Source organism: Parendozoicomonas callyspongiae (genome assembly GCF_023502345.1).
Classification (GTDB): Bacteria; Pseudomonadota; Gammaproteobacteria; order Pseudomonadales; family Endozoicomonadaceae; genus Sansalvadorimonas; species Sansalvadorimonas callyspongiae.
Genome location: NZ_JAMFLX010000002.1, coordinates 136281 through 151933, shown reverse-complemented (window position 1 = coordinate 151933; position 15653 = coordinate 136281). Strand labels below are relative to the sequence as shown.

The window sequence follows — 15653 nt, the reverse complement described above, 5'->3', positions numbered from 1 at the left end:
TGACTTTAATCACCATCACAGTCACTTATCCCAAACTGACCCTAAAAAAAGAAATCCCGACCAGAAACCAGCCGGGATATTGCGATTAAAAAGTCAGCAGTTTACCGCAAGTTATCGCAAAATTGATTAGCGGTTTTCTCGGATGATCCTCTGACGTGCGATCCGCACACGAGGATGCATCACAAACCTGATCAGCCTCACTTTTCTGCGCAGGGTACGGCGATCCAGATCCATGCCCAGAACGTCAATCAGAACCTCATCAAGGGATAAGTTGGGATTATCCAGCATGGCATTTGCCAGTTTTATGCTGTCTATACCAATCTTGTCGGCCAACTCCAAGGCAATCGCCATATCAGTCACACGCTCGCGGGATACATCCAGCTTGGCACGGTTCAGGCTATAGGAGTCCATGGCCAGAAGATCTTGCTTCTCGAAGCTGCGATCCAGAATCAGAGCCCAGGCTGTCGTCACACTGTCCATCACCAGTATGCCACGTTTGCCGACAATCTCATATGCACGCAGGTGTTGCAGGCCTCCATCAGCACGGAACAGACCAGTCTTGCCAACATGCTGCTGGGAGAACTCAGGACGGGAAATACCGTAACGGGCAATGGTGTCACTCAGGAAACCTTCCATCTCCAGAGATACCTTGGCATCACGCAGAATTCTGGTAAAGACCAGCCTGGAGACAGCCTGACTGTAATCCAGAGTCAGGATAACCGGGTCATGGTCAGAAGAGCTGAAGCTATTGTCGGACTTCTCCAGGCTGCCGGAATATTTACGGCTGTATTCGAACAGATTGTTCTCAACAGAGTTAATATGCCAGTCTGCCGCTTCGGTCAGCTTGGCAACTACAGAACCAGAACCGATGGCATGGTCCAGGCTTCCCAACTCACCATCATAGCTGTAGGAGAACGCCTTGGTGCCATGAGCATATTCAGCCAGGTTAACGTAACCGTAGCCCTGACTCAGTTCACGACCTTCTGCACCATCAATGACCTGATCACCAATAAAGGTGTAAGGCGCAGTCTTCAGCTTACGACCTTCACCATTGTAATCAGTCAGAAGGCGAATCGGATCTTCCTTACCGTAGGCATTGTAATCACCCAGCATGATGACATCGCCGGCAGTGTTGCTGCGCATCCATTCACCAAGAACTTCGGCGGCAGATACACGGAACTCGTTACAGCTGCCCTGCAGATCTTCCTCAAAACCAGCTACACGCTTGGCCTTCTTCTTGTCGACCCTGCCCCTGTAGAAAGGAACCGGCTGCTCGTACTCAGTAAAGTCGTTGTAGCACTGAGAGCCCTTGGATTTGAAGTGATTCACCGCGATGGTCAGGGGACGCTTCCGGCCATGGGGAGTTTTCACTTCAAAGGTCTGGACCAGAGCATTACGTTGGCCCTTGAACAGGGTCTTGGTCACTTCCTTACCCTTTTCCAGCGCCTGGAACTTGGCATGCTGCTCAGGCATTGCAACAATATCAGCAGCCTTGGCCAGTTTCGCGTGCGCCGGACGATACAGCAGGCCAACGGTAATGGCATCAGTACCGATAGGAGCACTGTCAGCAGTGCTGACAAACTCATAATGATCCTCAGTGTTAGGCAACTCGGCATTCAGGGCACTTACCAAGTCCTGAATTGCAGACAGCTCACCAAAACCATTATTTTCGATTTCCATCAAGCCGACGATATCGGCATCGATCCGCAGGAGAGCATTGACAATCTTGGTCTGCTGCTTCAGGAAATCAGCTTCATTGCTGCCGGCACCACGGTTCTGACCAGTTGGGTTAGAAGCACCACCTACACCGGAGTTGAAGTAGTTCAGTACGTTGAAACTGGCGACTTTCAGATCAGCATCAGCAGGTACGGCAGGTTCTTCAGTTCGGTCAGTGAACTCATGAACAAAATCAGCTTCATCCAAGTTCTCACCGGTTTCTGGAATCAGGCGGTATTCACCATAGCTGTAGGCAATCACACCCTCGAGGTTCTCAACACGGTCACCGATACGGATATAGCCGGTTTCAGCGTTGAAGTTTTCAAAATAAGGGATAACGCCGTTCTTTGGCTTCTGATCGGTATCAACAAACAGGTGACCCTTGCTGTTTTCAGCAGCCAGTGCCTTGGCTTCATCACTCAGTGCAGGATGCTTCTGGGTTGCCTTGTACAGAGGCGTAGACAGGGACAGCACCATGTTATTGCGATAACTGCCGTAATCGAAACCAAAGTTACGAGTCACAACCAGATCAGAACCTGTTGTGCTGACCAGCATGCCTTCATAGGCTTCGAGCTGTTCTTCCAGAGCAACTTCAGGATTCAGCACCAGTGGAGCAGCTTCTACATCCGCAGCATCCTCTTCCAGAACCTGGAAGTTGGTTTTAGTCAGGGACAGCTGGGTCTGATTGTAGTATTCACGCACCTGACCCTGCAGGCAGACGCGACTGCCTTCCTTAATAGCTGCATCAGGGGTACTGCCGGTAAAGACAAAAATACCGTCAGAGGTCAGCGGGTTGTCATCACCTGCTTCAGCCTGCAGGAAGAAACCGTTGTAGAGGGACTCAACACGCTTGGTGACAATACCTTCAACCGTGACCTGATCGCCAGCAAACTGACCTTCTGGAACCAGAGGACTGCGATCGCCATCACCCTGAACATCAAAAATCTGGGTCAGTTCACCCTGGCATTTCCATGCAGGCGGAGGCGTTACACCACCTTCAGGTGCCTTGCCCAGGCCTTCGATAGTGTTTTTGGCCAGAACATCCCACTGATCAGGGGTGTAGGTTGCACTGCTCTGGCTGCCGGGCTTACGGGCAAGGGTCTTATCCTTGGCAAAAGAGACTTTGCCAAATTCACCAATCAGGTCAACAGTTGTGCCATCTGCAGTCTGCAGCGCAATCGGGTCGTCCCCATTGAAGTTAAGTGCAGTCCTGTTCAGCAGCTGAGCCTTGGCTTTGATTGCATCATCACCCTGGCTGTGAGCAATAACATAAGTTGCCCCAGCAGGAAGACTGCCGGTCAGGGACAGCACAGATGTTTTGGCTTGATCACCATTGTTGTACTTAACCAGTTGATAACCGGACAGATCAACAGCACTGCTGCCACTGTTAAACAGCTCAATGGCTTTTTGATAACTACTGCCTTCAACATACTCTGAAATAATCAGATCACTTGCAGAGGCGGGAATACTGAGAGCGGCAATAACTGCTGCAGAAATTGGTGTGAGAGAATTCTTCATACTTACTTCTTATTAACGTGGTCTGACCTGGAAATACTGCTGACTACAATCCCTGATAACGAATCAATCCCTGTCACAGAAATAAATTCTGAGTAGAAAACCAGAAACCTCCTGCAAAGACAGGATCAGTTGAAGGGGTACCAAACCAAAAGCCTGGTGTTTATGTTGGCGGGGAATTGTCAAACCAGGCAACAACAGTCAATCAATGTGACTTATCGAAGCAGCCATACGGTAACCTCCCCGCAAAGTCGCACAGAACTCAACCGCTACCAGCAGTAATTAAGTCATCCTGAATTACGTACCAGAAGCACTGACAAATATCATCATGAACTGTTCATTGATTGAACAATTTCGGATTCGCGCAATCCTAATATGCACAACTTTCAATTTCATTCACATATAAGACCATGCTCAAACAATATTGAACAAACATTGACTTGGCTCACTTTTTTGAGCAAGACAGATACTTTCAGTAGGAAAAAATGGCTAATAGTGGGGAGCAGGGAGCTTCTGAGCCTGCCCTGCATGGAAACCGACCGTTCTGCCCTTCAGGCACAACAAATGGATGCCACGAAAACTGATTTTTTCGGTTCGACAGGATTTATTGGTTGCCGGGAGGTTGATACCTCCATCTGACACCAACATTTAAAAGTCTAACTGCAGCATTATATAGAGTGACCATGCCAGCCGGCGACATAATAGCAAATGCTAGCGCCATCATGTTTGCAAAATTACCAGGTAACATTAATCGCTCCTTGACAGGCAGTGATGATAGGTAGTTGGCCGCAGACACCCCCAAAAGATAACCACCTGCATACCCTGCAGCGGTTAACAGAACAGATGAACTGTAATAATCTCTGTTTATGACTAATGATTGGAATAACTGTCGCCGCAAAGCAGCTTGAAGCTCCTGTTGATGAGCAATCTGCATAGGGGCAGTTAGTAATTGGGAAAGGATGACTTGCAGATCATTGCCACAGCTCTGAACTTCAATCAATGTATTATCAGAGGTCACGATATAAACCACCCCCTGAGAATTGACATAAATGCCCAGTGTTCCAAAGTGACGAATCGTATAAAAAGCAATACTGCCATGCTTCTGCTGGCGGATGCGTCTGACAAGATCTCCGACAGCCCCAGAAAAATTGCCTGGATCGTTAAGATTGATCTCTATTGAATCTTCAAAAGATGTTTTGATTCTGGTAACATTATCAGGAAAAATGTTTACATTCATACCTGTTGCAGCAATAATCATCAGTCTTTCTATTAGAGGAGCGTGCGATTGATACCGCACCAGCGTATCAATCCAGAGTGGGAACATAGCCCATATACGCACAACCCAATCAAGCTGCTCGTTCTCCGCAGCTGGGTATATTCCTTTTGAATAAAGAAAAAACATCATCGCCTTTTGGATTGCGGAACCAAGCATACTGTCTGTGAGGTAATGGGAGTAGAACAATAACAAGACTGGAACCATCGCGTCAGGACTCATAATCATTTGTGCTCTTGCTCCATAAGGAGACAGGTTGAGCCGTTGCAGCTCCTGCCTGTGACGATTTTGCATGATGATGGAAAGCCTTGCCAAACGATCGGGGAATGTTGAATCTGACGAATAATGATATTGACGGGGTTGCAGCCCTTCTGGAGGCACACCTGAGGGTGGTGCTGCTTGCAATTCAATAGACATCGATTCGGGCGTAATAGCGTTAAAAACATCTACGGCAGAAAACCTGCGCTGACATTTTGAACATAGCACCCCCTCCTCTGCCACCAGAATTTTTGAATTCTTGCAGTCTGAGCACTGAATGAAAAAGATTGCAAAAAGAGATGGGCTTAATGAACCCAGCAGAATAAACAGAGTCACTGTAACCCTGAACTGTTTGGCAGCATTCATCGCAAGTGATGACCGATATACTGGAGTCAACACTATATAGCAGCTATTCCCGCTTAATATAGTTCCTGCCCGAAAAGCGAAAGAATAACACCCTGAACGCTGAGGAAGGCACAACACCGCAAACTGGCAGCTGAAGTATGGCTTAACCCTTAGCGTAAGTATTCCGTGAACCCATAACCCCCCATTTCCCACCAGGGCGACTATATTTCTCCCATACTTTCCCCTGCACCTGCTTCCAATACAGAAGTTGCGCCTGATCCGATCCCCAGGTCACACCTAACAAAGTGGACTACATCGAACTGAAAGCCCAGGCTAAACAGCGGCGAACCCAGCAGCAACGCACCTGAAAACGGGAACAGGACACGCCTGACCAAATCGAACAGATGAGAGTCGAGCACGCCCGCGAAATAGCGGCTTTCCAGTCACAGGTCGATACTCTCAAAAGCCAGCCTGCCGACATGCAACACCTGGTCTTCGGGCGCTCAACCGAGAAAAAATCCACTGCCGCCCGAAAGCAGGAAAAACAGACATGTTCTTCATCCAGACCCAAAGGTCAGCAGCGCTGGCGCAAGGGACATGGCCGGACGACAGTTACAACACTTCCCGTCGTTTCTGAAACTCTGGATCTTGAGGAATCACAAAAACACTGCCCTGCCTGCGGACTGCCATTTAAAGCCTTTGGAATGGAAGACTTCCGGAATAGACCTGTTGCGCATCAGGCCAATGCCAATAACAAGCCAAACAGCTTGCTCAGCAGGAAAGCGGCGAGTACGAACACTTGGCTCGATCTGTTTGCGTGACAGCCTCTTTTATCCACTCGTGCGGGATATTTCGATAAAAGGCATCAAAGGATTCTGGGAGGGGAAACTCTGCTGCTACAGCTCTTTGGCGAATTCAGACACAAAAAACCGGACTTGAAAGAGACTTCAAGTCCGATTGTCTTTGCCTCTAGCCGCAAGCCCTTAAGCGAGTAGCATTAGCTTATTCAGCGGTTTTTTTATATCTCACTTTCTTTCAAAGATGAAAGCGTTAACCTTCTTCCTGAGTAGAGACAGTGGCGACATCAGCGGTTTCACGCAGGTCACGCATATATTCGTTAAACAGCTGACCACCCATGCGCAGAGACAGGGTTGCACCCATCATACGTGCCTGCTGTTCGTCCAGCTTCTCTGTTCCGGGAACAACATTACGGACAGCGATAACAACCTGATCACCATTAGGCAGCACTGTGGTGCCAAAGCTGGCCTGACCTTTGCCTGGATGTGGCAGACGGAAAGCCTCACCCACTAACTGGGCAGGAACATCACGACTGTAACGCAGGGCTTTGGCCTGTACCTTCCATTCGAGACCGTTATCCTTGGCAATCTGACCAGCTTTACCCTGCTTCAGTTCGGCAATCAGCTTCTCAGTACGCTTAACCAGCTGCTCTGCACCACGCTCAGTGCGGATAACCTCTTCAATGGAGCTGCGCACATCAACCAGAGGCATCTGCTCAGGCTTTTTGTGATCATGCACGCGCAGGACAACCAGCTGCTCAGGAGTCAGCTCGACCAGATCGCTGTTTGCACCCAGGTTCAGAACATCATCGCTGAATGCCGCAGCGACAATACGCTGATTGGCTGCAATGCCTTCACCACCCTTACGGCTGAACAGGTCGGAAGACTGAATCTTCAGACCAAACTGCTCGGCGGGCTGGGCCAGATCGGAAGCTTCAAAGCTGACATCGGCCAGCTGCTGGGACTTCTCGACAAACACCGGCTCAACAGCCTGTTCACGCAACTCTTTGATCAGGCTGGCGCGCATCTGCTCAAGTGAAGGAATCTTGGGAGCAGATGAATTATCGCGGCGAACAAGGACAACGCCAAAATCAGCCACAACAGGAGCGGATACCTCGCCCTCTTTCAGGCCGGCAAGAGCACTGTCGAACGCATCACCAAAGAATCCGGTTTCAACAATACCCAGACTGCCACCTTTGGCAGCTGATTCGGGGTCATCAGAAAACTCTTTGGCCAGCTTGGCGAAGTCAGCGCCGGAATCCAGCTTGACTTTCAGATCGCCAGCTTCGGTCATAGCCTTGGCTTCATCACGGGCATCGCTGGTTTCCAGCAGGATCATGGAAGCGGTTACCAGATCCTTGGCTTCTTCTTCCAGCTGGGCAACACGGGCACCGTAGGCTTCCTGAATATCGCTCTCACTGATGGCAATACTGTTACCCAGTTCAGTCTTGTCAAGAACGATGTAATCGACACTGACCTGCTCAGGCATCATGAAATCAGCACTGTGAGATTCATAGTACTCAGCGATATCTTCTTCAGACACCTTCACAGCCTTGCGGGCCTGCTCGGCTTCCAGCGTCATCCAGGAGATATCCCGGGTTTGACTCTGCAGGTTGCCCAGGGCCTGAACTTCATAAGTGGTCATAAAGTCAGAACCGGCGATACCGGCACGCAGCTGGGACGCTGCCATCTCTTCGCGCAGATAGCCACGGAACTGGCTGACTGTCATACCCAGGCTGCGAATAATCTGCATCAGGCGGTCGGCATCATAACGACCATCAACCTGAAACTCTGGGGTGGTACGAATCATGTTGTCCAAAGACTGCTCCGAGACAACCATGTTGTTGTTTTCAAGATGCTTTCGAATCAGAACCCGCTGAATCAGGCTTTCCAATGCCGCCTGTTGCAGCAGACGCTCATCCAGCATGGATGGGTCAAAGTTATTACCCATCTGCTGCACCAGCATACGGCGCTGCTGATCCATGGCCTCGAATAAATCCTGTTGGGTGATCTTCTCACCATCAACCTTTGCAACCTCGGGGTTGTTGCTGTTGGGCCGTAAACTCTCCAGCCCGAAAATTGCAAATGTAAAAGCGATAAAGGCAACAATGGCCTTAGCCACCCAGCTTTGCGCCTTCTCCCTCATGTCCTGCAGCATAGTGACCTCTGCAACATCCTGAAAAATCCATGGCCAGCCAGCCTGTTACTGCCAGATACGGCCTTACCCTCGTCCCCAGAAGCCTGTCGGGCTTAACATGATCTACTGCGAAAAAGCCGGATTTGGCCAATTTCTAGAACCACTTTCGTTAAATAGAACCACTATTCTCCTCAAGTTCTTCTAGAAATTGGCTCAAACCGGACTTTCTCTCGCTACGATCAGTTAAGTCCGACAGGCTCCTAGCCCATAACCGAAACTGGTTACCAGACGGGACGTACAAAGAATGGAAGAATAACAGACACCTAGCGAAGAATCTGCCTTTATGACCACTCTTCATGGCTTTAGTGCCAAAAAAGTCCAAAAAGAAAGGCGTATCCGGAAATACGCCTTTCAAGTGTTCGGTTATGGCTTCAATCAGCCCCCCCCGGAAACAGCTCTTAGTTGATCGCCTCTTTCAGAGCTTTACCTGCCTTGAAGTTAGCCACCTTGGAAGCAGCAATTTCAATGGGCTTGCCAGTCTGAGGGTTACGACCGGTACGAGCAGCACGATCTTTCACGCCAAAAGTACCGAAGCCTACCAGAGACACTTGGTTACCGCCTTTCAGTGCTCCGGTGATAGAGTCAATCAGGGCATCCAGAGCGCGTCCTGCGGAAGCCTTGGGCAGGTCTGCAGTTTCTGCAATCGCATCAACCAGTTCTGATTTATTCACACTATTCCCCTTACGATTTTCAATCGTTTAGTGATGATTTGCCGGGAAGGATATCAAAACAACATATATCCGTTCAGTTGTCCTGTCTACCGGCAAACTCTCGAAGAGCAGTGGTACATATCAGTCAGGATTAACTGCCTGGCGCTTAGTAAAATGCTGTAAAAATTTTATACCAACTGTATTCTGCTACTGTCAAGAAACCAGCGCAAAATGATATGGGATAAACACAAAGAAAAACGGGCAGTGCGCAAAAAACGCCCTGCCCCTATGGTTTAGTGGGCGTTTATTCCGGTTTCCTTGGCATCTTCTTCCTTCACCACCACCTCAGTATCAACTAAAGGCTTTGGTACATACTGAAGAGCCACTTCCAGAACCTGATCAATCCATTTCACCGGACGGATATCCAGATCCTGTTTAATATTCTCAGGAATCTCCTTCAGATCACGGGCGTTTTCATCAGGAATCAGAACCGTACGAATTCCACCACGATGGGCCGCCAGCAGTTTCTCCTTCAAACCACCGATTGCCAGAACCTGACCACGCAACGTGATCTCACCGGTCATGGCCACAGAAGCACGCACAGGGATACCAGTCAGTACAGACACGAGAGCCGTGCACATGGCGATACCGGCACTGGGGCCATCCTTCGGTGTAGCACCTTCCGGCACATGAATATGCAGATCATTCTTTTCATGGAAGTCGGACGGAATACCAAGCACCTGCGCACGGCTGCGAACAACCGTCATAGCTGCATGAATGGACTCCTGCATAACATCACCAAGAGAACCTGTCTTGGTAATCTTACCCTTCCCCGGAACGGCCACAGACTCAATAGTCAGCAATTCACCGCCAACCTGGGTCCACGCCAGACCGGTGACCTGACCAACCTGATCCTGCTCTTCTGCCAGACCGTAATTAAACTTGCGAACACCAGAGAAGTGATCAAGATCTTCAGGTTGAATACTCTCAGGCACACCATCTTTACCCAGAGCCTTCTCCTTCACCACTCGGCGGCAGATCTTGGCAATCTCACGTTCCAGGCCACGAACACCGGCTTCACGGGTGTAGTAGCGCACCAGATCACGGACAGCTTCGTCGCTGACATCCAGCTCTCCGGATTTCAGACCGGCACGCTTCTGCTGCTTGGGTACCAGGTAACGGTGAGAGATATTGATCTTCTCATCTTCGGTGTAACCTGGGATGCGGATCACTTCCATACGATCCAGCAGCGGCGCCGGAATATTCATGGAGTTGGAGGTGCAGACAAACATCACGTCTGACAGATCGTAATCCACTTCCAGATAGTGATCGTTAAAGCTGTTGTTCTGCTCAGGGTCGAGAACCTCAAGCAATGCAGATGCGGGATCACCACGCATATCCACACCCATCTTGTCGATCTCGTCCAGCAGGAACAAAGGGTTCTTCACCCCGCTCTTGGACATCTTCTGGATCAGCTTGCCCGGCATGGAACCGATATAGGTTCGACGGTGGCCTCGGATCTCAGCCTCATCACGCACGCCACCCAAGGCCATACGGACAAACTTACGATTGGTGGCACGGGCCAGGGATTCACCCAGAGAAGTCTTACCAACCCCGGGAGGTCCAACCAGGCACAGCACCGGGCCTTTCAGCTTGCGAACGCGCTGCTGGACTGCCAGGTATTCGAGGATGCGTTCCTTAACCTCTTCCAGCCCGTAATGATCTTCATCCAGAATCTGCTGGGCACGTTTCAGGTCATGACGAACCTTGCTGCGCTTTTTCCAGGGCACATTGATAATCCAGTCAATGTAACCACGAACAACTGTTGCCTCTGCAGACATGGGCGACATCTGCTTGAGCTTCTTCAGCTCAGCCATCGCCTTGTCCAGTGCCTCTTTCGGCATCTGGGCTTTCTCAATCTGCTCCTTCAGAGCTTCCAGTTCATCCTGTTCCTCTTCCAGCGTACCCAGTTCTTTCTGGATCGCCTTCATCTGTTCGTTGAGGTAGTACTCCCGCTGGCTGCGTTCCATCTGCTTTTTAACACGCCCACGGACACGCTTCTCAACCTGCAGCAGATCAATCTCGGTTTCCATCAGGTTGATCAGGTATTCCAGACGCTCAACCAGATCGGTGATTTCCAGAATCTTCTGCTTCTCTTCAACATTCAAAACCATATGAGAAGCGATACTATCAGCCAGCCGCGCAGGCTCACTGACTTCGGAAAGAGAACTCAGCACTTCTGCCGGCACCTTCTTGCTCAGCTGAACGTACTGTTCAAACTGGGTGTAGAGGGAATGGGTCAGGACTTCGCCCCGACGCTCATCAATATCCTCTTCCTGAAGAATATCGACAACAGCAGTACTGTAACTGTCATGTTCTTTCATGGATTTAAAGACTGCACGCTGGCCGCCTTCGACCAGCACCTTGACGGTACCATCAGGAAGTTTCAAAAGCTGGAGAATATTGGCAACTGTTCCCAGCTCATAAAGATCACCGGATTCAGGATCATCGTCCTGGGCATTTTTCTGGGCGACCAGATAGATTTGGCGATCATTCTCCATCGCCTTATCAAGGGCATGAATTGATTTGTCCCGGCCAACGAACAGAGGGATAACCATATGGGGATAAACGACCACATCCCTGAGCGGCAGCAGAGGCAGCTCGATCCGTTCATGCTGACGAGTATTATTTTGTTCCATATACAGCCCTCTCTTGTTGTACTTCCCGGCCAACATTCAACAACCGGCGGAGCTCTACTGACTCTGTCACAGTCAAGAGCATGCCCCTAAGATGAGGGTTAAAAATGCAAAATACAAGATCAAACAGAGTCAAACCTCAGACAGGGACATGCCTGAACTGGTTCCTGCGAACAGGTCAGGATAAATAACAGACAGAAATAAAGAGCGCTTAACGGGAAGCGGTCCACTTACGGGGAAACGCAGTTAGCAGCACTGAGCATAACTGTAACTTGGCAGAGAAAAAATGGCCAGGCCGGTCATCCCGGGCTGGCCATTACCGATAAGAGTTAAAGAAACTTACTCCTCAGGCAGAGCCCGTGGAGGCTGCTCTTTGTTCTCATACATGAGCAGTGGCTCAGAGTCACCACGGATAACACTTCCGTCAATAACCACCTTGGTTATGGTCTTATCGGAGGGGATCTCATACATGGTGTCCAGCAGCACATTTTCCAGAATGGATCTCAGACCACGGGCACCAGTCTTGCGCTCCATAGCCTGCTTGGCAACCTCTTCGAGTGCCTCCTTCCGGAAATCCACTTCCACATCTTCCATTTCAAGAAGGCGACCATACTGTTTGGTCAGCGCATTCTTGGGCTCGGTCAGGATACGCACCAGGGCTTCCTGATCCAGCTCTTCCAGCGTGGCAACAACCGGCAGACGACCAACGAATTCCGGAATCAAACCGAACTTCACCAGGTCTTCCGGCTCAACCTCGCGGAAGGTTTGACCAACACTCTTGCCATCCTGCTTGCTCTTCACTTCTGCAGTGAAGCCGATACCGCCCTTGTCGGTGCGGTCACGGATGACTTTATCCAGGCCGGCAAAAGCACCGCCGCAAATAAACAGAATATTGGAAGTATCCACCTGCAGGAATTCCTGCTGCGGATGCTTGCGTCCACCCTGGGGCGGAACGGAGGCGACGGTACCCTCAATCAGTTTCAGCAGTGCCTGCTGAACACCTTCACCGGACACATCACGGGTGATGGAAGGATTGTCAGCCTTACGGGAAATCTTGTCGATCTCGTCGATGTAGACAATACCCATCTGGGCTTTTTCAACATCGTAATCGCACTTCTGCAGCAGCTTTTGGATGATATTTTCAACATCCTCACCCACGTAACCGGCTTCGGTCAGCGTGGTGGCATCAGCAATAGTAAACGGAACGTTAAGCAGACGCGCCAGAGTTTCGGCCAGAAGAGTCTTACCAGAACCGGTAGGACCAATCAGCAGGATATTACTCTTGCCAAGCTCAACATCGTCTTTCTTGCGGCTGTCTCCGGCCTGCAGACGCTTGTAATGATTGTAAACAGCGACAGAGAGAACCTTCTTGGCTCGCTTCTGGCCAATCACATACTCATCGAGAATGTTCTTGATTTCCCTAGGAACCGGCAATTTCTCACTGGTGCCTTCCGGTACATTCTCCTGTACTTCTTCTCGAATAATGTCGTTACACAGATCGACACATTCGTCACAGATGAAGACCGAGGGGCCGGCAATGAGTTTCCGCACTTCATGCTGACTCTTGCCGCAGAAGGAGCAATAAAGCAGCTTTCCGCTGTCTTCGCCCTTTCCATTAGTTTGGTCGGTCATTCGCTAATACCCTGTAATCGCGGGACAACTTCATATTGACTAGGGACAAGATGCGGCTTTTTCCGCAACTTTTCAAGACCCGGAAACAAGTCTCATCATTCCGTAACAGTGTCGGTCCAATCTCCCCAGGGCCCCACAGAGCAGGAAAGCCATCAGTCAGACACTGGTTTAGTCCCTGAAAAAATAAAAAATGCAGCCACTTACCTGCTCTGATAAAGAGCAGGTAAACTGGCTGCACACTTGAACATTAACAATTATTTACCGGATTCCTGATCCTGCGCACGACGATCCATCACCTTATCGACCAGGCCATACTCAACCGCATCCTCTGCTGCGAGGAAATTATCACGGTCGGTATCACGCTCAACAATTTCAAGGGGCTGACCGGTATGGTGAGCCAGAACCTTGTTGAGTTTATCCTTAATTGTCAGAATTTCACGGGCGTGAATTTCGATATCGGAAGCCTGCCCCTGGAAACCGCCCAGTGGCTGGTGAATCATCACTCGGGAATGCGGCAGACAGTAGCGCTTGCCACTTTCACCTGCAGCCAGCAACAAAGCACCCATGCTGGCAGCCTGACCAATGCAGTAGGTGCAAACATTCGGCTTGATAAACTGCATGGTGTCATAGATCGCCATACCTGCAGTTACTGAGCCGCCGGGTGAGTTGATATAAAGATGGATATCCTTGTCAGGATTTTCTGCTTCGAGGAAAAGCATCTGGGCAACAATCAGGTTAGCCATATGGTCTTCGACCTGACCCACCAGAAAAATAACCCGCTCCTTCAGCAGACGCGAATAAATATCGTAAGAACGCTCACCGCGTGCAGTCTGCTCCACAACGATAGGTACCAGTCCACTGGCCATTACCTCGGGAGCGCGTGAATCGATAAATTGGGACATGTCCTTGAGTGGCTCCTTGTCATTCGGGGATGCCGCCACTGGCGACATCCCGTTCAGGGGCCGGATAAGGAAGACCTGGCAGATTAAGCCTCAGTCTTTCCCTCTTCGGCACCCTCTTCTTTTTTCGCCGGGGCCGGCTTGATTGCTTCTTCGTAGCCGCAGGTCTTCTCGGAAACCTGTGCTGCTTCGAGAATAGTATCTACTACCTGTTCTTCCAGTACAACATACTGAACCTGGCTCAGCTGCTGCTCGTTACCGTAGTACCAGTCGACAACCTGCTGAGGCTCCTGGTAAGCAGATGCAATCTCTTCGATCATTTCGCGAACACGGTTGTCATCGGCCTTCAGCTCTTTAGCCTTAACCACTTCGCCAACGATCAGACCCAGACGTACGCGCTTTTCAGCTTCAGCACGGAAGATCTCGGCAGGCAGCTGGTCAGCTTGCATGCCCTGACCGCCAAACTGCTGGACAGCCTGTTCACGCAGACGGTCGATTTCCTGATCAACCAGAGCTGCAGGCAGTTCCACTTCGTGGATGGACAGCAGGCCGTCCATAACCTGGTTCTTGACCTTGGTCTTAACAGCCTGACGCAGTTCACGACCCATGTTCTTGGTGATCTCGGCACGGAAAGCTTCTTCACCGCCTTCCTTAACACCGTAACGCTCAAAGAAGGCCTCGTCCAGTTCAGGCAGAGCACCTTTCTTCACTGCTTTCAGGTTGATAGCGAAAACAGCTTCCTTACCCTTCAGGTTTTCAGCCTGATAGTCTTCTGGGAAGGTTACAGTGATGTCTTTCTGTTCGCCGGACTTCATGCCAACGATACCATCTTCAAAACCTGGGATCATACGTCCGGAACCCAGTTCCAGATCCTGATTTTCAGCCGCGCCGCCTTCAAACTCTTCGCCGTCAACGGAACCCTTAAAGTCGATAACAACCTGGTCGCCCAGCTCGGCAACAGTACCTTCTTCTACTTCTTCGAAGGTCTTGCTCTGCTCGCGCAGGGTTTCAAGCATCTTGCTGACATCATCTTCTGCAACTTCAGCAACAGGCTTCTCTACAAAAATATTGGAGAAGTCACCCAGTTCAATCTCAGGATAAACCTCAACGATGGCTACAAACTCCAGGTCAGCACCTTCATCCATGACCTTGGGCTCAATACGTGGAGCGCCGGCCGGGTGCAGTTCTTCCTTGATAACAGCTTGCGTGTAGGAAGACTGAATGACCTCACCCAGGACTTCCTGGCGGGCACCTTGACCATAGCGACGCTTAACGACCTTGAAAGGCACCTTGCCAGGACGGAAACCGTCCAGCTTAACACGCTTACCCATATCCTTCAGGCGCTTGTCAACCTGAACGTCTACAGTTTCAGCGGGTACAATAATCGTCAAACGGCGCTCGAGGCCGGAAGTCGTTTCAAGTGAGACTTGCATGGTTAATCCTCATAAACCAGATGTTGCAACGAGCGTTTGTCTCGGACTCAAGCTCAGAAAGGTGCAACAGGGTATCAGATTCTTTACGTAGCGCATAACCCACCTTGCCAGTTAACAACCAGAAAGGTGAAATAGCCGCTCTTTTATTAAACCCTGGAGCGTTTTTACCTGAAAAATCAGAGCACTGACCACTCGCAAGGCATACACGAAAAAAGGGGATAAGCATGCTTATCCCCTTGGTT

General features: G+C 50.2%; 9 protein-coding genes. All 9 read right to left on the bottom strand.

The window, feature by feature from the left end; translation table 11 throughout:
- Nucleotides 1-126: 126 nt before the first annotated feature.
- The gene (locus M3P05_RS02075; protein ID WP_249697569.1) at nt 127-3234 is read right to left on the bottom strand and encodes an ExeM/NucH family extracellular endonuclease; all 3108 of its coding nucleotides are present in this window, start codon (nt 3232-3234) and stop codon (nt 127-129) included.
- 601 nt (nt 3235-3835) lie between these two features.
- Nucleotides 3836-5128: a hypothetical protein gene (locus M3P05_RS02070; protein WP_249697568.1), complete on the bottom strand. Its 1293-nt coding sequence runs from the start codon at nt 5126-5128 to the stop codon at nt 3836-3838.
- A 635-nt stretch (nt 5129-5763) separates the two neighbouring features.
- A complete protein-coding gene (locus M3P05_RS21180) occupies nt 5764-5916 on the bottom strand; it encodes a transposase domain-containing protein (RefSeq protein WP_408635851.1) in 153 nt (50 codons plus the stop codon).
- A gap of 241 nt (nt 5917-6157) precedes the next feature.
- Entirely contained in the window at nt 6158-8062 is a 1905-nt protein-coding gene (locus M3P05_RS02060; RefSeq protein ID WP_249697566.1) for a SurA N-terminal domain-containing protein, read from the bottom strand.
- A 437-nt stretch (nt 8063-8499) separates the two neighbouring features.
- Entirely contained in the window at nt 8500-8772 is a 273-nt protein-coding gene (locus M3P05_RS02055) for an HU family DNA-binding protein (protein WP_249697565.1), read from the bottom strand.
- A gap of 272 nt (nt 8773-9044) precedes the next feature.
- Nucleotides 9045-11450: an endopeptidase La gene (lon, locus tag M3P05_RS02050; protein ID WP_249697564.1), complete on the bottom strand. Its 2406-nt coding sequence runs from the start codon at nt 11448-11450 to the stop codon at nt 9045-9047.
- A 336-nt stretch (nt 11451-11786) separates the two neighbouring features.
- Nucleotides 11787-13079, bottom strand: a complete 1293-nt coding sequence (gene clpX, locus M3P05_RS02045) for an ATP-dependent Clp protease ATP-binding subunit ClpX (protein ID WP_249697563.1) — start codon at nt 13077-13079, stop codon at nt 11787-11789.
- A gap of 254 nt (nt 13080-13333) precedes the next feature.
- Entirely contained in the window at nt 13334-13981 is a 648-nt protein-coding gene (clpP, locus tag M3P05_RS02040) for an ATP-dependent Clp endopeptidase proteolytic subunit ClpP (RefSeq protein ID WP_249697562.1), read from the bottom strand.
- 83 nt (nt 13982-14064) lie between these two features.
- A complete protein-coding gene (gene tig / locus M3P05_RS02035; RefSeq protein ID WP_249697561.1) occupies nt 14065-15411 on the bottom strand; it encodes a trigger factor in 1347 nt (448 codons plus the stop codon).
- Nucleotides 15412-15653 lie beyond the last annotated feature (242 nt).